The sequence below is a fragment of the Streptomyces sp. KL116D genome, assembly GCF_030766975.1.
Taxonomy (GTDB): domain Bacteria; phylum Actinomycetota; class Actinomycetes; order Streptomycetales; family Streptomycetaceae; genus Streptomyces; species Streptomyces longispororuber_A.
Genome location: NZ_JASERH010000112.1, coordinates 23192 through 42208 on the forward strand (window position 1 = coordinate 23192; position 19017 = coordinate 42208).

Annotated in this window: 17 protein-coding genes and 10 pseudogenes; 18 read left to right on the top strand and 9 right to left on the bottom strand. The window is 74.5% G+C overall.

The features are described from left to right. Positions 1-111 precede the first annotated feature (111 nt). The 3 genes and pseudogenes from RBJ77_RS43575 to RBJ77_RS43585 all read right to left on the bottom strand — a co-directional run. Positions 112-312, bottom strand: a pseudogene (locus RBJ77_RS43575) (AMP-binding protein); the annotation flags it as partial. Further along, a complete protein-coding gene (locus RBJ77_RS43580) occupies positions 309-848 on the bottom strand; it encodes an AMP-binding protein (protein ID WP_372350060.1) in 540 nt (179 codons plus the stop codon). The pseudogene RBJ77_RS43575 and the gene RBJ77_RS43580, both read right to left, overlap by 4 nt. Then, positions 845-2544 (bottom strand): annotated as a pseudogene (locus RBJ77_RS43585) (AMP-binding protein). Before RBJ77_RS43585 ends, RBJ77_RS43580 begins: the two are co-directional and overlap by 4 nt. A 154-nt stretch (positions 2545-2698) precedes the next feature. Here RBJ77_RS43585 and RBJ77_RS43590 point away from each other — a divergent pair. Next, positions 2699-3494 (top strand): annotated as a pseudogene (locus tag RBJ77_RS43590) (response regulator transcription factor). A gap of 23 nt (positions 3495-3517) precedes the next feature. Here the strand turns inward: RBJ77_RS43590 and RBJ77_RS43595 are convergent. Together RBJ77_RS43595 and RBJ77_RS43600 are read right to left on the bottom strand one after the other, a co-directional pair. Continuing rightward, positions 3518-3709, bottom strand: a complete 192-nt coding sequence (locus RBJ77_RS43595; protein WP_372350061.1) for a 4-oxalocrotonate tautomerase family protein — start codon at positions 3707-3709, stop codon at positions 3518-3520. 611 nt (positions 3710-4320) lie between these two features. Then, complete coding sequence (locus tag RBJ77_RS43600; RefSeq protein ID WP_372350062.1) at positions 4321-4725, bottom strand: LysR family transcriptional regulator; 405 nt, start codon at positions 4723-4725, stop codon at positions 4321-4323. An 81-nt stretch (positions 4726-4806) separates the two neighbouring features. Here RBJ77_RS43600 and RBJ77_RS43605 point away from each other — a divergent pair. Continuing rightward, a pseudogene (locus RBJ77_RS43605) lies at positions 4807-5451 on the top strand (LysE family translocator). A gap of 14 nt (positions 5452-5465) precedes the next feature. On the opposite strand, the pseudogene RBJ77_RS43610 reads toward RBJ77_RS43605, so the two are convergent. After that, positions 5466-6572, bottom strand: a pseudogene (locus RBJ77_RS43610) (winged helix DNA-binding domain-containing protein). Positions 6573-6897: 325 nt separating this feature from the next. Here RBJ77_RS43610 and RBJ77_RS43615 point away from each other — a divergent pair. Continuing rightward, on the top strand, positions 6898-7131 hold the full coding sequence (locus tag RBJ77_RS43615) for a hypothetical protein (protein WP_372350063.1): 234 nt from the start codon (positions 6898-6900) through the stop codon (positions 7129-7131). Further along, positions 7107-7787: pseudogene (locus RBJ77_RS43620) on the top strand (magnesium and cobalt transport protein CorA). Before RBJ77_RS43615 ends, RBJ77_RS43620 begins: the two are co-directional and overlap by 25 nt. On the opposite strand, the gene RBJ77_RS43625 reads toward RBJ77_RS43620, so the two are convergent. Next, on the bottom strand, positions 7779-8864 hold the full coding sequence (locus RBJ77_RS43625; RefSeq protein ID WP_372350064.1) for a helix-turn-helix domain-containing protein: 1086 nt from the start codon (positions 8862-8864) through the stop codon (positions 7779-7781). The pseudogene RBJ77_RS43620 and the gene RBJ77_RS43625 overlap by 9 nt on opposite strands. Before the next feature lie 149 nt (positions 8865-9013). Beyond that, complete coding sequence (locus RBJ77_RS43630; RefSeq protein ID WP_372350065.1) at positions 9014-9406, bottom strand: hypothetical protein; 393 nt, start codon at positions 9404-9406, stop codon at positions 9014-9016. Between the two features lie 88 nt (positions 9407-9494). On the opposite strand from RBJ77_RS43630, the pseudogene RBJ77_RS43635 reads away from it, so the two are divergent. The 13 genes and pseudogenes from RBJ77_RS43635 to RBJ77_RS43695 all read left to right on the top strand — a co-directional run. Next, positions 9495-9968: pseudogene (locus RBJ77_RS43635) on the top strand (DUF917 family protein); the annotation flags it as partial. Between the two features lie 316 nt (positions 9969-10284). After that, positions 10285-10503 carry a hypothetical protein gene (locus RBJ77_RS43640; protein WP_372350075.1) on the top strand — a complete coding sequence of 73 codons (219 nt, stop codon included), beginning with the start codon at positions 10285-10287 and terminating at the stop codon, positions 10501-10503. 14 nt (positions 10504-10517) lie between these two features. Further along, positions 10518-11066: a hydantoinase/oxoprolinase N-terminal domain-containing protein gene (locus RBJ77_RS43645; RefSeq protein WP_372350076.1), complete on the top strand. Its 549-nt coding sequence runs from the start codon at positions 10518-10520 to the stop codon at positions 11064-11066. A 111-nt stretch (positions 11067-11177) separates the two neighbouring features. Beyond that, positions 11178-11330 (top strand): hypothetical protein, encoded by a 153-nt coding sequence (locus RBJ77_RS43650; RefSeq protein ID WP_372350066.1) that lies wholly within the window; start codon positions 11178-11180, stop codon positions 11328-11330. Positions 11331-11625: 295 nt separating this feature from the next. Further along, complete coding sequence (locus tag RBJ77_RS43655; RefSeq protein ID WP_372350067.1) at positions 11626-11841, top strand: hypothetical protein; 216 nt, start codon at positions 11626-11628, stop codon at positions 11839-11841. A gap of 858 nt (positions 11842-12699) precedes the next feature. Beyond that, a complete protein-coding gene (locus RBJ77_RS43660; protein WP_372350068.1) occupies positions 12700-13017 on the top strand; it encodes a hypothetical protein in 318 nt (105 codons plus the stop codon). Positions 13018-13484: 467 nt separating this feature from the next. Then, positions 13485-13706, top strand: a complete 222-nt coding sequence (locus RBJ77_RS43665) for a hydantoinase/oxoprolinase N-terminal domain-containing protein (RefSeq protein ID WP_372350069.1) — start codon at positions 13485-13487, stop codon at positions 13704-13706. Between the two features lie 330 nt (positions 13707-14036). Then, positions 14037-14147: pseudogene (locus RBJ77_RS43670) on the top strand (hypothetical protein); the annotation flags it as partial. Positions 14148-14221: 74 nt separating this feature from the next. After that, the gene (locus RBJ77_RS43675) at positions 14222-14659 is read left to right on the top strand and encodes a hydantoinase/oxoprolinase family protein (protein ID WP_372350070.1); all 438 of its coding nucleotides are present in this window, start codon (positions 14222-14224) and stop codon (positions 14657-14659) included. A 412-nt stretch (positions 14660-15071) separates the two neighbouring features. Then, a pseudogene (locus RBJ77_RS43680) lies at positions 15072-15371 on the top strand (DUF917 family protein); the annotation flags it as partial. A 62-nt stretch (positions 15372-15433) separates the two neighbouring features. After that, the gene (locus RBJ77_RS43685) at positions 15434-16168 is read left to right on the top strand and encodes a hypothetical protein (protein WP_372350071.1); all 735 of its coding nucleotides are present in this window, start codon (positions 15434-15436) and stop codon (positions 16166-16168) included. 48 nt (positions 16169-16216) lie between these two features. Beyond that, positions 16217-16648 (top strand): hypothetical protein, encoded by a 432-nt coding sequence (locus RBJ77_RS43690; RefSeq protein WP_372350072.1) that lies wholly within the window; start codon positions 16217-16219, stop codon positions 16646-16648. Positions 16649-16978: 330 nt separating this feature from the next. After that, the gene (locus RBJ77_RS43695) at positions 16979-17131 is read left to right on the top strand and encodes a hypothetical protein (protein ID WP_372350073.1); all 153 of its coding nucleotides are present in this window, start codon (positions 16979-16981) and stop codon (positions 17129-17131) included. A gap of 157 nt (positions 17132-17288) precedes the next feature. Here the strand turns inward: RBJ77_RS43695 and RBJ77_RS43700 are convergent, their stop codons facing one another. Continuing rightward, positions 17289-17426, bottom strand: a complete 138-nt coding sequence (locus RBJ77_RS43700; RefSeq protein WP_372350074.1) for a hypothetical protein — start codon at positions 17424-17426, stop codon at positions 17289-17291. Positions 17427-18336: 910 nt separating this feature from the next. On the opposite strand from RBJ77_RS43700, the pseudogene RBJ77_RS43705 reads away from it, so the two are divergent. Next, positions 18337-19017 (top strand): annotated as a pseudogene (locus RBJ77_RS43705) (LysR substrate-binding domain-containing protein); the annotation flags it as partial.

Consider the following 19017-nt stretch of genomic DNA (forward strand, 5'->3'; position numbering starts at 1 on the left):
CCGTACAGCGACGTGCACCGCTCCTCCTGCACGGCCCTGCAGCGTCGCCGCCGGCTCGAAGGACGGCGCGGGGATGACGATGCAGGCGGCGTGCGAGGTGGCGCCCAGGTTCCCCATCACCATGCCGAAGCAGTGGTAGAAGGGCACGGGCAGACAGACCCGGTCCTGCTCGGTGTAGCCGACCGTCTCGCCCACCCAGTAGCCGTTGTTGAGGATGTTGTGGTGGGAGAGCGTGGCGCCCTTCGGGAAGCCGGTGGTGCCCTGAGGTGTACTGGATGTTGATCGGGTCGTCGCAGGACAACTCGGCCTCACGGGCGGCCAGTTGCTCGTCCGGTACCGAGGAGCCGCCGAGGAAGAGGGCGTCCCCAGCTGTGCTCGCCGATGAAGACGCGGTCCCGCAACTCGGGGCAGTCGGGCGCTACTTGGCGGACGAGCGCGTGGTAGTCGGTGCCCTTGTGCCCGGGCGAGGACACCAGCACGGACACCCCCGACTGCTTGAGCACGTAGGCGAGTTCGTGAGCACGGTAGGCCGGATTGATGTTGACCATGACGGCGCCGATGCGCGCGGTCGCGTACTGGACGAGCACCCACTCGGGGCAGTTGACCGCCCAGATGCCGACCCGGTCGCCCTTGGCGACGCCGCGCGCGAGCAGCCCGCGCGCCAACCGGTCGACGTCCGCGCCGAATTCGGCGTACGTCCAGCGGCGTCCGCTGGGCACGTCGACGAGCGCCTCCCGGTCCCGGCCAGGCGGCGACGGCGCGCTGAGGTTGCCGCCGACGGTGTCGCCGAGGAGCGGGACCTCGCTGGTCCCGTGCGCGTACGAGAGTTCCTGCTGCTGGTCCGTCACCGGAAGTCCTCCCGCGGTACTCCGGCGGCCGAGCCCTTCGCCGTGGCCTCGCGCAGTTCGATGCGGCGGATCTTGCCGGAGACCGTCTTGGGCAGTTCACCGAACTCGATGCGGCGCAGCCCGCTTGTACGGGGCGAGCACGGCGCGGGAGTGCTCGAACAGCAACTTGGCGGTGTCCGGGCCCGGTCTCGTACCCCCTCGGCGAGCACGACGTACGCCTCGGGACGGCGAGCCGCAGCTCGTCGGGGGCGGGCACGACGGCCGCCTTCGGCGACCGCCCGTGCTCCAGGAGCGCGCTCTCCAGCTCGAACGGGCTGATCTTGTAGTCGGGACGCCTTGAACACGTCGTCGGCGCGCCCCACGTACGTCAGGTAGCCGTCCTCGTCCCGGGAGCCGATGTCGCCGGTGCGGTAGTAGCCGCCCGCCATCGCCTCCGCGGTGCGCCCGGGTCGCCGTGGTAGCCGACCATCAGGCCGACGGGGTGGGCGGACAGGTCGAGGCTGATCTCGCCCTCGTCGGCGCCGGGCCGGCTGGTCACCGGGTCGAGGAGCTCGACCTTGAAGCCGGGACTCGGGCGTCCCATGGAGCCGGACTTGAGGAGCTGGCCGGGGCTGTTGAGACCTGTACGGCGGTCTCGGTCTGCCCGAAGCCGTCCCGATGGTGACGCCCCCAGGCGCGCTTGACCTGCTCGATGACCTCGGGGTTGAGCGGCTCGCCGGCGGCGACCACCTCCCGCGGCGGCGTGCGCAGCTGGGTGAGGTCGGCCTGATCAGCATGCAGCCACACGGTGGGCGGCGCGCAGAACGAGGTCACGCCCGCACGGTCCATCGCGGCCATCAGCCGGCCCGCGTCGAAGCGCGTGTAGTTGTAGAGGAAGACGGTCGCCTCCGCGTTCCACGGCGCGAAGAAGTTCGACCAGGCGTGCTTGGCCCAGCCCGGCGAGGAGATGTTCAGGTGGACGTCGCCGGGGCGCAGGCCGATCCAGTCACATCGTCGCCAAGTGGCCCACGGGGTACGACACGTGGGTGTGCTCGACGAGCTTGGGGCGGAGCCGTCGTCCCGGACGTGAAGTAGAGAGCAGCGCGTCGTCGGCGCGGGTGTCGCCGTCGGGCTCGAAGTGCGCGCTCGTGCCCGAGGTGAAGACGTCGTCGAAGTCGAGCCAGCCGGGCACGGGGTCCGCGCCCGTGTCCTTGACGGCGATCCGGGTGTAGTCGCCGGGCACGTCGTCGAACTTGGCCGCGTCCTCGGCGCGCACGATCACGTGCGCCGCACGGCCGCGCTCGATCCGGTCCCGCAGATCGGCGGAGCCCAGCAGGGCGTCGCCGGGATGACGACGCGCGCGCAGCTTCATCGCGGCGAGCATCGTCATCCAGAGTTCCTGCTGGCTGCCGAGCATCAGCAGGATCCGGTCGCCGGCCCCGACCCCTGGGCGCGCAGCCAGTTCGCGACCTGGTCCGAGCGCACGGACATCTCGCCGTACGAGATGGTGATCTCGCGGCCGTCCTCCTCGACGATGTGCAGGGCCGTGCGCCCGTTGCCCTCCGCGATGACGTCGAACCAGTCGAGGGCCCAGTTGAACCGGTCGGGCCGGGGCCAGGGCGAAGCCCTCGTACGCCGTCTCGTAGTCCTGGGCGTGCTGCAACAGGAAGTCACGGGCCGTACGGAACTGCTGCGTGGGTCCGTTCGCCGTCGTCATGTGCGCTCCTGGAGTCCTCATGTCCCGCGTCCCGCGTCATTGCGGACCGTGTCCTCATCGTGTAGTCCGTGATGGAGATCTCGCCACCCCCGAACGGGGGTGACCGGCACGGCAAGGATGGAACGTGAGCGCAGGACCCGCCGAGGGGGCAGAGATGCGCGCGGCGCTGGTGCGACTGCGCCGGGGCACGAGGGCTGCCGGTGGCGTTCGGCGGGCTCACCGCGGGCACCGGCCAGGTCCGGATCGCCGAGCTGAGCGGGGCGACGACGTCCGCGCTGTGCGGTCTCGCCATCGCCGCGGGCAACGGCTCAGGCGGCAAGGCCCTCTCCCTGGCCAGGGCCTGCGCCGTCACCGACTACCAGGGCTCGCGGCACATCAGCCACGAGTACGACACGGCGGTCGCGGCCGAGGGCCTGCGCTCGGTCCTGCGGGTGCCCGTCGTCGTACGGCGCCGGGTGCGGGGGTGCTGTACGGCGCTGCGCGCGGCCCAGCCGCTGGGCGACCGGGCGCTGAACGCGGGTGGCGGCGGCCCGCGATGGAGCAGGCGCTCCTCGTCCGGGACGAGGCGCAGACGCTGCTGGCCGCCGCGTCCCGCCCCGGCGGCCGAGGGCTCCGCCGCGTGTGGAGGAGGTCAGCGCGCACGGGGGCGCTGCGGGCGCTCGCCCCGAGGATCGTCGACCCGGCGCTGCGCGGTGAACTCCTCGCGGTGTGCGGCCGGTTGGCGTCGGCCGCCGCGCCGCTGGAGCGGGCGGCGACGGTGGTGCTCGCGCCGCGCGAGGTGGACGTCCTGGCGTGGGTGGCGGGGGTGCGACGAACGCGGTGGCGGCGGAGCGGCTCGGGCTGCGCCCGAGGCCGTCAAGGGCTACCTCCGGTCCGCGATGCGCAAGCTGGGCACGCACACCCGGGGCGAGGCCGTGGTGGCGGCGCGGCGGGCGGGGCTGCTGCCGTAGCGGCCCCGCCCGCGCCGCGGCCGTCACGTGCCTACTGTCGGCGGTGAGCTTGCCCGCCGAGCCCCAGCTGTCCTCTTCGGGACCTCGTGGATCCACACGCTGACGGTCTCCGCGGGGATCTGGTAGGAGTCGACGAAGGCGTCGGTGATCCGCCTGACCAGCTCGCGCTTGGCCTCGACGTCGCGCGGACCCTGCTGGACGGTGACGATCGGCATGACTGAACTCCCTTTCGGAGCGGTGGTCAGGGGGCTCCCGCTGACGGATCCAGTCCATCGCGGCGCCGGGCCCCGGCCAAGGGGCAGATCGCGACCGCAGCGATCAGTGATCGTGATCGTCGCTGTTCGGCGGCGGTTTCGAGCAGGCTTCGGAACGCGGCGAGGGCGCGTCGTCGCTGTCCCCCCTCCCGTCCCGGACGACGAGCACCGTGGTCAGGGCGAGCCCGGGTGACCGGAACGGTACGAACGCGACGCGGGAGCTGTGCACGACGCGCGCGTGGGAGGCGTACACGACGGTCCACAGGGGGCTCGCCCCGGCGCCGATGGTGGCGAGCGTGTCCTGGAGCGTGCCGGTGCGCGGCCCGCGCGCGGGGGTGAAGCCCCGCGTCGTGGCAGGCGCCGACGACGAGGTCCACCCAGGGCGGGGTGGTTGCGCCGTTCGGTGAGGCCGAGCGGGAGTCCGGCGAGGTCGGCGACGACGCGACGTCCGGTGCGGCGGCGAGCGGGTGCCGGGCCGGGAGCGCCGCCATCAGCGGCTCCTGCCACACGGGCACGGCGCGCAGGCCTGCCACCGGTTCCGGGCCGTCGGGCCCGGCCCGCAGAACGCCGCGTCAGGCGCCGTCGCGCACCTGGGCCGTCCGCTCCGCGCCGGCGCGGACACCAGCTCGACGCCGGTCCCCGGTGCGAGCTCCGCGTAGGCGTCGAGCACCCGGTCCAGGTGTGCGCCAGGCCCGGTGCTGGTGCCGACGCGCAGCACGGTGCGGCGGGCGACGGCGGCCCGGGCCCGTTCGGCGGCGGCGAGCACGGTCCGCGCCTCGGGGAGCAGCCGCTCGCCGGCGCCGGTGAGCCGCACGCTGCCGGGGCGAACGGTCGAACAGGTCGGTGCCCAGCTCCCGTTCGAGCCGGCGGATCTGCTGGCTCACGGCGGACTGGACGATGTGCAGCCGCTCGGCCGCGCGCCCGAAGTGCAGTTCCTCCGCGACGGTCACGAAGTAGGCGAGCTGACGCAGTTCCATGACGGGACCCTAGAACGCGGGACCGGGGCCCGTTGTCAGTGGGATGGTCTTCACTGGTCTTGGAAGGGATGGGGGCTGCCCATGGTGTCGACCGACCGGTGTCTGGCGTTCGCGGCGATGTCGCTGCTGGTGATCGTGATCCCGGGGCCGAGCGTGCTGTTCGTGATCGGCCGGGCGCTCGCGCACAGGGCGGCGCACGGCGGTGGCGACGGCGCTGGGCAATGTCGTCGGCTCGTACCTGCTGGTCGTCGCGGTGGCGCTGGGCATCGGCTCGCTCGTGGAGCGCTCGGCGGGCCTGTTCGTCGCGGTGAAGCTGGCGGGCGCCGCGTATCTGGTGTTCCTGGGCGTCCAGAGCGTTCCGGCACCGTCGGGACATGAAGGCGTCGGACATCCAGGGGCCGGCCGGGCCCGCCCGCGAGGATCTGCGGACCGTGCTCGACGGGGTCCTGGTGGGCGTGACCAACCCGAAGGGCATCGTGTTCTTCGCGGCGGTGCTGCCGCAGTTCGTGAACCACGACGCGGGCCGGGTCCCGGCAGATGCTGCTGCTGGGCCTGATCCCGATCTCCATCGGGCTGGTCACGGACACGCTGTGGGGGCTGACCGCGTCGGCGGCGCGCTCCTGGTTCGCGCGCTCGGACCGACGCCTCTCGATGATCGGCGGGACGGGTGGCTTCGCGCTGATCGGCCTCGGGGTGACGGTGGCGGCGACGGGCCGCGCGGACTGAGCCTTCCCGCGTCCTCATGTGCGTACGGTGCCGAAGTCCACGGTGACCGGGCCCGGCGCCTCCAGGACGGCCGCGGTGCGCTCCGCCTCGGCGACGAGCTCGTCGCGCTGGGCGCGGGTGAGCTTCCCGAAGGGGTTCGAGGGTGAGGGTGGATCCCGTCGCGGACTCGGCGAGCGTCCACAGGCCGGCGAGCATCCCGTCGACGAGGAACGTCAAGTAGGCGGTGTTGACCTGCCAGTTGCGGCCCCGGTCGGCCTCGTGCACGACGCGGGTGCGGTCGGCGTGCGACAGGAGCAGATTGTCGAACTCGGCGAGCAGCCGGGGCGGCGCCGGGAGTGTGTCCTCGTCGGGCCGGGGCGCGTCGGGCGGGTCGAAGAGCTCGACGCCGTGCTCGTCGCGGAACGTCACGAGGCGGGGCCGCAGCCGCTCCGAAGGCCTCCTTGGTGCGGGTGAGCCCGGCCCACTGCTGGAAGTCCCTTCACGGAGGCGGGTCAGAAGGCGCCGAGGTAGCGCAGGATCGTGTCGTCGGGCGCGGGCGTCGCGACAGGTTCCTGGTCGAGCCACTGCTCGGCGGTGGTCAGCCGCACGCCGCCGCTGCGCCGCCACAGTCCGCGCGGGGTGACCTGGACCAGCGGCAGGCCGCAGCGGGCGGCGATCGACAGGGACTGCGGGTCGGCGTCGGGCCGCTCCGCCAGGAGGTGCTCCCTGATCTGCTTCGGGGTGCGCGGCTCCTCCTCGACGTAGGTCCGCGACAGCTGTGCAGCCGCTCAGGTCCACCCCCGCCAGGCCCTTGCGGAACATCCGCAGCTCGCGCTCGCGGGCAGGGCTGCACCAGCGGACGCGGCGTCATGCAGTCGTCGGCGGTGTGCAGATGGATCGTCGAGCGCAGAGGTGACGATCCGGGCGACGCGCCGCTCCTCCAGGGCGTCGGAGAGGTCGGCGGGCGTGAAGCCGTCGAGCCGGGCGGCGAGGCGCGAGATAGGGCGAGCGGACCTCCTGCGCCTGGAGTCCGACGAGGTGCGCGACGGCCTCCTCGGTCTTCATCGGGCTGCGCCGCGGCAGCAGCTGCCGCTCAGGGTGGCCCGGCCCAGTGCGCGTGCGGTCATCGGCTTCGTCGTCATACGGGGACCGTAGCGGGGAGTCGCGGTCAGCCACTGTCCGCGATGCCGCTGCCGGTGCGTCACCTTCGCTGGTTACGCTGCCCGCAACCCGACGGAAGGAGGCGGCGATGCCGCGACGGCAGGACGGACGCCGCTACACCTGGCGCCGGGGGACGGACCCGCGCCCGCGCACCGAGCCGCCCACCGCACCGGCCCCCGAACCGGCCGCCGCGGCGGGAGCCGCGCCGACAGCATCGTGCGCGGCGCTGTACCGGGACGGCGTGCGGGTGGCGAGCCCCGCGACGCTGACGGACACCTACCGGCAGCTGCGCAGAAGCCCCGCACCATGGCGTGGATCGGTCTGGCCCGGCCCACCGAGGCCGAACTCAAGTCCCTCGCCGCCGAGTTCGACCTGCACCAGCTCGCCGTCGAGGACGCGCTGGAGGCCCACCAGCGGCCGAAGCTGGGAGCGGTACGGCGAGACGCTCTTCGTCGTCCTGCGCGCCGCCCCGCTACCTCGACGCCCCCGAGGAGGTCGACTTCGGCGAGCTGCACGTGTTCGTCGGCGCGGACTTCGTGATCACCGTGCGGCACGGCGCGGCCCCCGACCTCTCGGCGGTCCGCCGCCGCATGGAGAGAGCCCCGACCTGCTCCCGCCTGGGCCCCGAGGCGGTGCTGTACGCGATCCTCGACGCGGTCGTCGACGGCTACGCCCCGGTCGTCGCGGGCGTCCAGAACGACGTCGACGAGATCGAGACGGAGGTCTTCTCCGGCGCCCCCTGAGGTCTCCCGCCGCATCTACGAACTCTCCCGCGAGATGGTCGAGTTCCAGCGCGCTCCACCCGCCCGCTGGTCGGCATGCTGCACGGCCTGATGGCGGGCTTCGCGAAGTACGGCACGGACGAGGAGCTCCAGCGCTACCTGCGCGACGTCGCCGACCACGTCACGCACACCAGCGAACGCGTCGACGGCTTCCGCCAGGCGCTCACCGACATCCTGACGGTCAACGCGACGCTGGTGACGCAGCAGCAGAACGCGGAGATGCGGGCGCTGGCGGAGGCCGGGTTCGAGCAGAACGGGGAGATCAAGAAGATCTCGTCGTGGGCCGCCATCCTCTTCGCGCCGACCCTCGTCGGCACGATCTACGGCATGAACTTCGAGAACATGCCGGAGCTGGGCTGGCACTTCGGGTACCCGTTCGCGATCGGCCTCATGGGGTCGTCTGCGTCAGCCTAGTACATGATCTTCAAGCGGCGGGACTGGCTCTAGAGCCCAGGGATTCCAGGGGGTCCAGGGGAGGCCGGGGCGTCCGGGGCGCCTCAGGGACCGCATCCCCAGGCAGCCGTGCCCGGCACGCCAGTTGGAGGAGCGAGGCGGGTGTCCAGGGTCGGTGAGGTCGGCGCCGGTGAGGTCCGTGATGCGGCGGATGCGGGCGCCGACGGCGTTGCGGTGGAGGTGGAGCAGGTCGGCGGCGCGGGCCCGGGGAGTTGTTTGTGGTCGAGGTAGGCCTGGAGGGTGCGCAGAAGGGGTTCCGCCTTGTCCCGGCCCAGCTTCAGGACCGGCGCGAGGGAGTTCGGTGGTCGCCTCGTGGGCCGTGTCGGAGGCGTACCACTCCAGCAGCATGCGGTCGAGGCCCGCCGCGTCGTGGGCGCTGACCGAGGTGCCGTCGGGCGGCGCCAGGAGGGCCGCGCGGGCCTCGCGGGCCGAGGTGCGGATGCCGAGGGGCCGCGGTGCGCGGCGCCGAGGCCGCCGCGCAGCCCGGCCTCGAGGGGTGGTGGGCGCCGAGCGTGTCGAGGGTGCGCCGGGCCAGGGCGAGGGCGGCCCTGCGGGCCTCGGGGCCGGGCGCCGCCGCGCGGGTGCCGAGCAGCACGAGGGCGTCGTCGACGAGGGCCGCGTGCCAGTGCGATGCCGTCGTTGGGGGCGCGCGGCCAGGTGAGCAGTTGCCCGGTGAGGCTGTCGAGGAGGTGGTAGCGGTCGGCGGGCGGCGGTCCCGGCGCGCTCGACGCGCAGCGCCGTGTGGTGGCCGTCGACCGGCAGGCCGAGCGCCCGGCCGCGCGCGGCGAGCCCGCGGTGCGCTCCTGCGGCGCGGCGAGGGAGTTCGGCGGAGGTGTCCCCCGGGAGCGTACGGGCAGGTCGCCGTGGCCAGCCGGCCGCGGCGAGGACGGCCATGCCGAGGACGCAGCGGGCGGCGGTGCCGGCGTGCCGGGACGGTCCCGGCGCCGCGAGGGCGATCTCGCCGTCGGGCCCCGGTGCGCTCGCCCCGTCTCGCCGGGCCCGGGGGCGCGGCGTTCGACGGGCACGCCGAGGGCCCATGCGGCCGTGGCGGCGGCCCGCTCCGGGTCGCCCGCGTCCCCCGGGCAGCTGCTGCGCGGCGGCGGCGACCCGGGCCCAGTGCGTCGGCGGCGTCCCCGGCGACGGCCCGGTCGACCGCGACGACGAGCGCGGCGAGATCGCCGGTGGCCTCAGGACGGCGACCCGGCCGCGGTCGGCGAGGAGCGGGGCGTGGCGCGGGCCGCGTCGTCCGAGGCCCGCGCGGGGCGGGGCGGCAGGCAGGTACGCGCCGGGGACGACGCCCAGGGTACGCGTCGGGCGTGCGCAGGAGGGCGGCGCGCCGTCGGGTGTCCCCGGCGAGCACGAGCGCGGTGGCGCCGGCCGCCGCCGCGTCGTACCGCCACGTCGAGCAGGTGGCCGGGGACGGCGGACAGCAGGATCGCGACGGTGCCGGGCGGGACCGCCGGGATGCGGTCGGCGCGGTCTCCGAGCACGCCGGTCACCGGTGCGGCGTCGAGCGGTCCTGCCAGGTGGTGCAGGCCCGTGAGGCCCGGGGCGGTGAGCAGCTCGGCGAGGGTCGGCATGCCGGAAGTGTGCTGCGCGCACACCGCATGGCGCAACCTTGGGCCGTCGGCCCATGGGACGGGCGGCGCGGCTCCGTACGCTGAGGGCATGCATCTGGACGCGCAGGCCCTCACCGACTTCGCGCGGGGCTGCGCCGTCCTCGGTTCCGGGGGCGGCGGCCCCGTCGCGCACACGCTGCCCGTCGCCGCGCAGGCGATCGAGGAGTGCGGTCCGGTGCCCGTCGTGGCGCCGGAGGAGCTGCCCCAGGACGCGCTGGTGCTGCCCGTCAGCCTGGTCGGCTCGCCCGCCGTCGCCGCGGAGCGGATCGGCGGGCGGGCGGAGGCCGGGCGGCTGGCGGCACGCGTCGAGCAGTTGCACGGGCGGCCGGTCGCGGCCGTGATGTGCGGTGAGATCGGCGGGCAGAACGGCTGCTTCACCGTGTCGTGGGCGGCCCGGCTCGGGGTGCCGCTGCTCGACGCGGACTCCATCGGCCGGGCCTTCCCGCGCCTGGACCAGAACGTGCTGGAGCTCGCCGGTCTGTCGCCCTCCCCCGCCGTGCTGTCCGACGAGTACGGGCGCACCGTCGTCCTCGACGACGTCGACGGCGCGTTCCTGGAGGAGCTGGCGCGGCCGGTCGTCGCCGTGTTCGGCGGGCGCGTGGTCTCCGCCGACTATCCGCTCAGTGCCGGGCAGGCCGCCCGGCACGCGGTGCAGGGGTTCGGTGACGACGGCGCTCGCGCTCGGCCGCGGCGGGAGGGTCTCGACCCGGTCCTCACCGGGAAGGTCGCGTCGGTGCAGCGGCCCGGTGACGGTGCCGCCTCCGTCCTCCTGGAGGGCACCGGTGCCGACGCGGGGCGGCTCAGTGCTGCTGCGGGCGCGCAGCGAGTTCGTGGCCGCGATGGAGGACGGCCGGGCGCTGGCGCTGGTGCCGGACGTCATCGCCCTGATCGACGCGCGCACCGGCTGGGCGGTGCCGGTCGAGGAGGTGCGGTACGGGCTGCGGGTGCGGCTCGTGACGTTCCCGTCGGCGGCCGTCTGGTACACGGAGGCGGGGCTGCGGCTGGCCGGCCCGGATGCCTTCGGGCTCACCGGTCTGAAGCGGGAGGTGGCGCCGTGACCGTCACCGTCGGAGTGGACGTCGGTCCCACGAGCACCGACGCCGTGCTGCTGGACGACACCCGCCCGGTGGCCGCCGTGAAGGTGCCGTCCCGGCCGGGCGACGCGATCGGTTCGCTGGTCGCCGCCGTCGAGGAGCTGCCGGCCGAGGTGCGGGCCCGCGCCGTGACACTGGCCGTGGGGCTGCGGGTCGCGGCCCGTGCGGTGACCGAGCGGTCCGGGCTCGCGCAGGTGGGAGTCCTGCGGATCGGGGCGCCGCCGCCGACACCGTGCGGCCGCTGTTCGGCTGGCCCCAGGAGCTGCGCGCGGCGGTGTGCGCCGGGGTGGCGAACGTGGCGGGCGGCAGTGGTCTGGCGCCGCTGGACGGGGCCCCGCTGGACGAGGCGGCGGTCGCCGCGTTCGGGGGCCGGGCTCGCGGGCCGGGCCGAGGCGTTCGCGGTCAGTTCGGTGTTCTCGCCCGCGGACGGCGCCCAGGAACGGGCCGCCGCCCGGATCCCTGCGGGAGCGGGCCGGGCCGGACGTGCCCGGTGCTGCTGTCCGGCGAGATCGGCGCGCTCGGCCTGATCCAGCGCGAGAACGCCACGGTGCTCGACGCGGCACTCTGCGTGCTCGTGGCGGGTCGCCGACGAGCTGACGGCGGCACTGCCCGGCCTCAGGCTCGCGCCGGGCGCCGGCGTGCTGGTCACCCGGCACGACGGCACCCTGATGAGCCTCGACTACCTGCGCCGCCAGCCCGGTCTCAGCCTCGGCTCCGGCCCCGCGTGCACGCTGCGCGGCGCCGGGCTGCTCGCTCGGGGTGGGCGACGCGGTCGTCGTCGACGTCGGTGAACGGCGGGCCGGGTGGGCGTGTTGAGCGGCGGCTATCCGCGCGAGGCCGCGCCGGGCGAGCACATCGGCGGCGTCGGTGATCCTGCGCTTCCCCGATCTGCTCACCGTCGACGCCGCCGCGCACCGCGACATCGCCGAGGGCGGCCGACCGGATGCAGCCCGCCGCGGGCCGTCTCCCGGTGGTCCTCGTCGGCGGCGGCGCGCACCGGGTGCCGGACGCGGCGCTGCCCGGCTGTGACGTGGTGCGTCCCGAACACGGCGACGTGGCGGGCGCGTTCGGCGCCGCGGCCTCCCGGTGGGCGGCTCCTGCGAGCGGATCGTGCGCCGGCCCGACGCGCTGGACGCCGTACGGGACGAGGGTGCGCGAGCTGGCCCGGAGCCAGTGCCGTGCGGGCCGAAGGCCGATCCCCGGCGGGTGCGCACCGTGCTCGATCCCGAGGAGTACGTGCCGTACCTGCCGGGTGCGGTACTCCTGCGGGCCCCGCGCGTCGGGCCCGCCCGCACCCTGTAAGCCCGACCGCTCCCCTCGCAGCCTACAACTCCCGCTCGCCACACGGTGGTTTCGGCGTCACGCCCGCCGTGCTCCCTGCCCTGTCCCGATTCCCTCAAGGACTGTCCCCCATGACGAACTCGACGACGGCGCCCGCCCGGGCGCCCGAGACCGGACCCGCCGCCGGCACGGGACGAGACTACCCGCTCGAACGGGTCCCGACGTCCGCCCGCTACTCCTGGTTCAACGTGGCCGTGCAGCGCCTCGGCCAGCTCTCCGACCTCACCCGGATTCCTGCTCGGCGCGACGCTGGGCGCGCGCTGTCGCTCCGGCGCGTTCTGAGCGTTGCCACGCTCGGTTCGGTGATCCTGGAGGGTCGTCTGCACTCTCATCGTCGGCATCGCCGGCATGCGCGAGGGCCTGTCGACGTCGGTGCTGGTGCGCTGGACCGGCTTCAGCGGTGGGTCGACGAGTCATCGGCCTCTGGTCATCGCGGTGCCATCGTGGGCCAGGGTTTGGCGTGCAGACCGCGGTGTTCGCCAGGTCGATCGCGCCGTCCAGAGTCTCGCTGCGCAAAGCAGTAGCTCGAGTCTGCGGGTCGGTCACGCTGCTGGGTGCTGCGCGGCCTGGCGATGGGCTGGACGCGGTCCGTCACGTCGCGGCCCGCCATCACCTCCGGTGTGTCTCTCGCGTGGCGGCAGTTGACCGTGTTGATCGCGGCACTGCTTCACCGGCTGGTCGGCCTGGCGCCGTTCGGCGCGCACATCTGCGCATCAGCACGCGGGCGCCGCGCATCGTCGCGGGCTCAGTAGCACCAGGCGGTCACGACGCCCGACACGACGCGCTTACAACACGCTCGGACCGGCGACGTCGTCAAGCATGAAGACCCTCGTGGGCATCTCGCTGGGCGAGTACGTGCTCGGTCTGGCCGGGGTGCTGCTCGCGTACGCCGTGAAGTCCTCGGACCTGATCGCGATCATCACGTCCAGCTCCGGCGTGGTCGGGGTCATCGTGCTGGTCTCCGCCACCGTGAAGATCAACAACTGGAACCTGTACTCCTCGGCGCTCGGGCTGACCAGCGCAGTCGAGTCGCTGTCCGGGATCCGGCTGGGCGGGTGGCGACGACGGTCAGTCGTCGCGCTCGGCTCGGCCCGCGGCCGCCGCCGGGATCCTCGACCACTTCACGGACTCTCCTGACGATCCTGCGGTGGTCCTGACCCCGGCGGTCGCCAGGATCATGGTCGCCGAAGTACCTCGTGGTGAAGCGGTGGCGGCCCGCAGCTCGACGCCTGCGCGCGCTGGGCCGGCCGCCCGACACCGAGCCGTCCTGCGCCCGCCACGATCGCGCTGCGGGCCCTCGCCTCCCTTGTCGGCTGGCTCGGCGACCACTACCAGTGGTGGGGCATCCCCGCGCTCAACTCGCTCGTCCCTCGCGGGGCTCGCCACGTGGCGTGCGGCGCACTCGGTCTGGTGCGCGGCGCCCGTGAGCTCGCCGGTGACCCAGCCGGCCCGCTCCGGCCGCGCAGGCCGAGGCAGAAGCGGCGGCCTGACCCTCCGTACGCGACCAACTCCCGCACCCACCAAGGAAAGCAGCAGCATGCGCATCGGAATCGACGTCGGAGGGACCAACACCGACGCCGCCCCCGCTCGGGGACGACGACCGGGTGATCTCGGCCGCCAAGTCTCCGACGACGCCGGACATCACCTCCGGCGTGACGGCGGCGATCCGGGCCCTGGACCCGCCCGTGGACCAGGTGTCCGCGGTCATGATCGGCACCACCCACTTCCTCAACGCGCTCATCGAGGGGCGCCCGGCTCGCACCCGTCGCGGCGGTCCGGCTCGACTGCCGGCGACGGCGCTGCCGCCGATGACGGACTGGCCCTGAGCGGCAGCGCGCCGCGGTCGGCGGGCACGGCTATCTGTGCCACGGCGGCCGGGAGTTCGACGGCCGCCCGCCTCCCGCTCGACCCGGACGAACTGCGCAGGACGGCGGCGGACATCGCCGCGAAGCGGCCTGCGCTCGGTCGTGATCTCGCTCAGTCTTCTCGCCGGTCGCGGAGGACGACGAGAGCGGCGGGCCGCCGAGATCCCAGCGCGCCGAGCTGGGCGACGGCGTCACCTCTCGCTCTCCCACGAGCTGGGCCGGATCGGGCTGCTGGCCCGGGAGAACGCGACGATCGTGAACGCGGCGCTGCGCGATCTGGCCACGCACATCGTGGAGTCGTTCGGCAAGGGCCCCGCGGAGGTGTCGATCACGGCGCCGTTCTTCCTGACGCAGAACGACGGCACGCTGATGGGCACGTGGACTTCGCGCGTACGCTATCCGGTGGCGACGTTCGCGTCGGGCCCGACGAACTCGATGCGCGGCGCGGCGTTCCTGTCCGACTCGCGGACTGCGCGGTGGTCGACGTCGGCGGCACCACGGCCGACGTCGGCATCCTCCAGGGCGGCTTCCCGCGCGAGGCGGCCGGGGAGAGCGAGGCGGCGGGCATCCGCACCAACTTCCGCATCCCCGACGTCCTCTCGCTCGGCATCGGCGGCGGTCGCTGGTCGGCGAGGACGGCGAGACGGGCCCGCGCGCTCGGTCGGCTACCGGGCCTCACCGAGGAGGCGCTGGTCTTCGGCGGCGCCACCCTGACCGCGACCGACCTGGCGGTGGCCGCGGGGGCGCCGACATCGGTGACGCGTCCCGGGTGGCCCACCTGGACCGGGAGTTCGTCGACCGCGCCCTGGCCAGGATCGCCGGGCGGCTCGCGGAGAGCGTCGACCGGATGCGCACGTCGAGCTGGCGCCGCTGCCGGTGGTCGCGGTGCAGGCGGCGGGCTCGTCGCGTACTGAGTCGCTGCCCGGTTTCGACGACGTGCGGCTGCCCGGGCAATCTCGGCGTCGCTGAAACGCGGCCGGCGCGGCCATCGCCCAGGTCGGCGCTGCGAGGTCGACCGGCCTTCCACTGTCGAAGCGCGCGGGAGCCGAGGTGCTTCGCGCAGCGCCCGCGAGGAGGCCGTGGGCCGCGCCGAGACTGCCGGGCGCGGCGCGGCACGGCGTGCGCGCGTCGTCGACATCGAGGAGGTCTCGCCTATCCGCCCGGCGGGCGCGACCCGCATCCGGCCGGCGCGGTCGGCGACCTCGACCTGAACCATACATCAAGACCGGAGCGGCCCGCGCGAGAGCGTGAGAGCGACCACTCGACAACCTGGACGACATCGCGCGCGGCGCCGGCATCCTCGGCACGGGCGGCGGTGACCCGTACATCGGCAAGCTGCCGGGCCCGGAGGCGATCCGGCGCAACGGGTCGGTCCAATGTCGACATCGACGAGGTGCCGGCCGACGCGACGGTCGTGCCGGTCTCCGGATGGGCGCCCACCGTGCTGCTGGAGCGCGTCCCGAACGGCGGCGAGGAACTGGCTGCGCTGGGTGCGCCCTGGAGAAGCACTCGGCCGTCCGGCCACTCCACATCGCGCCCATCGAGGTGGGCGGCGTCAATTGATGCTGCCGATCGCCTGCGCCGCCGGAGGCGGGGCTGCCGATCGTCGACGGCGACGCGATGGGCCGCGCCTTCCCCGAGGCGCAGATGGTGCTGCCTGGGCTGATCGGCGTCTCCAACTCCCCCCGATGGCGCTGGCCGACGACAAGGGGAACACGATCATCGTGGAGGCGACCGACAACCACGCGGCGGAGGCGATCGCCCGTGCGGTCTGCGTGGAGCTGGGCTGCCAGATCTCCTGTGCGGACACGGTGCTGCGCGGCGAATTCAGCTGGCCGACGGGCTGGTCCCGGCGACCCTCACCCTCGCCGAGAACCTCGGCGCCGCGGGTCCGCACGGCGCGCGCCGAGCACAGCGACCGCAGTGGCGGCGGCCGTCACGATGTGCCGACGGCGCCGCTGCTCACCGGCAAGGTGGTCGACGTCTCGCGGCGCACGGAGGGTGCTTCGCACGGGGCCGCGCCAAGATCGACGGGACCGGCGCCGACACGGACCGGGGTGCTCGAACTCGACTTCCAGAACGAGCACTTGCTGGCCACCCGGGACGGGGTGACCGTCGCGACGACGCCGGACCTGATCTGCGTCCTGGACAGCGAGACGGTGAGCCGGTCACCACGGAAGGGCTCCGCTACGGTCTGCGCGTCTCCGTGCTCGCCGCCCGCTGCAGTGACCCGCGCGCTGGACGTCACCGGCGGTCTGGCGCTGGCCGGGCCGCGCTACTTCGGCTACGAGACGGACTACCCGCCGTTCAGGGAGCTGACGTCCCCGGGGCGGGCCGCGGTTCCAGCAGTCCGCGCCACGGCCTGGCCCTGCGGGTCGGCTCGCCGCAGGTCGGGCACGTATGTGTCCGGCACGTCGCCGTGACGTCGGCATGTGCAGCGTGAACTCGCAGGTGAACAAGGCGGTTCGTCCGTGTCCGACGAGGAATGGGAGCAGTTCCTCAGGGAGTCGGAGGAGGGGGTGCAGGACGCCCCGAAGGAGCCGTCGGCGCGGGCCCGCATGGTGACGCGGCGGCTGCGGGAGGAACCGGGGCCGCCCGAGTGGCGCAGCCATCGGCCCGCCGCGCCCCGCCGCAGACGCATCTGGCCGGTGCTCGGCGTGCTGGCCGCCGTGGCGCTGGTGGTCGTGGCCCTGGACCCGGGGCGGGTGACCGGCTGGTTCGGGGCGGCGGCGAGGACGCCGCGCCGCTCGCCGCGGAGTCCGCGCGCCCCCGCCGGTCCGCCGCCCGCGGCCGCCGGGACGCCCACCCTGGACGCGAGCCGTTCAGAGGTCGCCCGCCGCACGCTGGGGGCGACGGCGCCGCCGGGATCGGGATGCCGTCGGCCCGGGCCACCGGCTGGATGAGCAAGGCACAGGTGGCGCGGACGCTGGAGCGCAGCCGGGACCTCCCTCGTCGCGTCCAGCCTCGACCCGGACGCTGCAACGCGGCGGGCGGCCGGCGAAGAGCGATCGTCACTACCTCCAGCCCGCACCAGAGCGACGTACAGAAGTTCCTCACGACGTCCCTGACCTCGCCGAGCCGGAAGAACAACCCGCTGCTCCTGTTCAGCCGCTTCGACCGGACCAAGGCCCGGCTCGTCGGCGACGTGATCAAGACCCGCGGCCGGGTGACGTACGAGGAGGGCGAGCGCGGCGCGGTCGAGGTGCGCACCGACGTGACGTACGATGTACCCGGTGACGCGGCCCGGGCGGGACAGCACCGAGGTGGCCCGCACGATCGTGCGGCGCGAGGTCGTGATGAGCTGGGACGACCCGGCGAAGATCGTCACGGAGCCCGGCACGTTCTCCGCCGTCTCGTACAGCGTGCACGACCAACGGAGGCTGTGACACCTCCGGCGGCCGTCTCGTCCCCGAGTTCGGCTCCGAACGGCAGGCGGGCGACGGCCCGTCCGTCGACCCGTACGACCGCAGTACGACGATGGACCAGCGGATGAACGAGTCCGACGGCGAGCGCTGCGGGGCCGCGACCCGCGGGTGACGCAGGTCAGCGGCGGGCCGACGTCCCGATGGCCACCGCGTTGGCCGTGACGATCACCGCGATCGCCGCCCAGGACGCGGCGTCGAGCCGCTGCCCGAGGACCAGCAGGCCGATCAGGGCCGCGTAGACCGGGTTGACGCTCATGCAGAGAGACGCCGAAGGAGCGGGGCCGGCACGCGGCGCGGTGCCAGCAGGTCGGCGGGGAACGCGGCACCGCGGAGGACCCAGCACCGCCGCGAGCGCGCCGAGCAGCGCGCGAGCGCGGTGGGCGGGTGCAGCACGAGCACCGCGACGCCGACCGGCACGTACAGCAGCCCGGGAGACGCCGGCCGCCGCGGCCGACCCGGCGAGCCCCGGCGGCCGCGCCCCTGACCGTGCGGTTGAGCAGGATGTACGCGGCCCAGCAGCAGGCGGCGGCGACCAGGGCCAGGCCGATGCCGAGGTAGTTTCGGTGCCGGCCCTGCGGCCGGGTGAGCACCACGATCCCGCGGCGGCGGCAGCGCGGCGTGAGCGCGCAGCCCGGGTCGGTGCGGCGCCGCGAGCCGGCGAGGGCCGCCACGCCGAGCGGGCCGAGGAACTCCGCAGCGTCACCGCGAGCACCGAGCCCGATCCGGTCGATGGCCGTGTACAGGGTGAGGTTCAGGTCGCGAACACCACGGTGAGGCCGAGCACCGGCCGCCACTGCGCCGCGGTGAACGCGCGCGGCCGGGGCCGCCCCGCCGCCAGCAGGACGGCGGCGGCCACCACTGGCGTACGGCCACCACGCCCACCGGGCCGATGACGGGGCGAGCGCGGCCAGCGACGCGCCCACCTGGCTCCGAGAGCCCCGCTGCCGAGCATGAGCGCCAGACTGCTGCCGCGCGCCCGTGGTGCCGGTGCGCCGTCGACTGTCCGTGTACGGGCCGTGTCTCAGGTCCACGGTCCGACGATAAATCGTGCGCTTGACACGCAAATGCATCCGGCGCGCTGTCTATACGCTGACCGTATGCATCACGAGAAGCGACGACGCCGGGCGGGCGGCGCGGCTGGAGCTCAAGCGCACTGCGGTGCTCCGATCGCGATCGTCGACCTTCCGGGCAGCTTCACCGACGCCGCGATCGAAGCTGGGCACGTCACTGGTGGCGGCGGTCTCCCGCACCCCGCTCGCCCTGGAACGCGTCCTCCGGGTGTGCCTGCTGCACCGACGAGCCGGGCGATCGCTCCCGACGACGGCCGGGGTGCAGGCCATCCAGCGGGCCCGGCACCTGCTGGCCGACGCCGACGACCTGGTCAGGAGGCGACGACCGGGCACACCCGGCTGCGCATCGGGCACGCGTGGGGCCTGCTCGGCCGGCACACCGCCGAGTTCCAGCGGCGCTGGCGGGAGCGCTACCCGGACGTCGAACTGCTCCTGGTCCGCCACAACAGCCCCACGGCCGGGCTCGCCGAGGGCGCCTGCGATTCTCGCGGTCGTGCGCACGGCGGCGGGTCGACCCGAGCCGGTACGCGGTGGCCACGCCACGGTGCCACGAGCGGCGTTACGTGGCGATGGCCCTCCGACGACCCGTGGGCGCGCCGGCGGTCCGTGCCGCTCGCCGAGATCCGGGCCCGCACCCTGGCGGTGGACCGCCGCACCGGCACCACGACGGTCGGGCTGTGGCCGCGCGCGGCGCGCCCCGCCGTGGAGTACACGGCCGACGTGGACGACTGGCCTCGACGCGATCGCCGCGGGCCGCTGCGTCGGCGTCACCCCGCA

Excerpts from the sequence above, each read along its gene's own strand:
- RBJ77_RS43595 (WP_372350061.1), bottom strand. The coding sequence starts at position 3,709 with ATGCCGATCGTCACCGTCCAGCAGGGTCCGCGCGACGTCGAGGCCAAG.
- RBJ77_RS43600 (WP_372350062.1), bottom strand. The coding sequence starts at position 4,725 with ATGGAACTGCGTCAGCTCGCCTACTTCGTGACCGTCGCGGAGGAACTG.
- RBJ77_RS43615 (WP_372350063.1), top strand. The coding sequence starts at position 6,898 with ATGGCGTGGATCGGTCTGGCCCGGCCCACCGAGGCCGAACTCAAGTCC.
- RBJ77_RS43625 (WP_372350064.1), bottom strand. The coding sequence starts at position 8,864 with ATGGGCCCTCGGCGTGCCCGTCGAACGCCGCGCCCCCGGGCCCGGCGA.
- RBJ77_RS43630 (WP_372350065.1), bottom strand. The coding sequence starts at position 9,406 with ATGCCGACCCTCGCCGAGCTGCTCACCGCCCCGGGCCTCACGGGCCTG.
- RBJ77_RS43640 (WP_372350075.1), top strand. The coding sequence starts at position 10,285 with ATGGAGGACGGCCGGGCGCTGGCGCTGGTGCCGGACGTCATCGCCCTG.
- RBJ77_RS43660 (WP_372350068.1), top strand. The coding sequence starts at position 12,700 with ATGAAGACCCTCGTGGGCATCTCGCTGGGCGAGTACGTGCTCGGTCTG.
- RBJ77_RS43685 (WP_372350071.1), top strand. The coding sequence starts at position 15,434 with ATGGCGCTGGCCGACGACAAGGGGAACACGATCATCGTGGAGGCGACC.
- RBJ77_RS43700 (WP_372350074.1), bottom strand. The coding sequence starts at position 17,426 with ATGAGCGTCAACCCGGTCTACGCGGCCCTGATCGGCCTGCTGGTCCTC.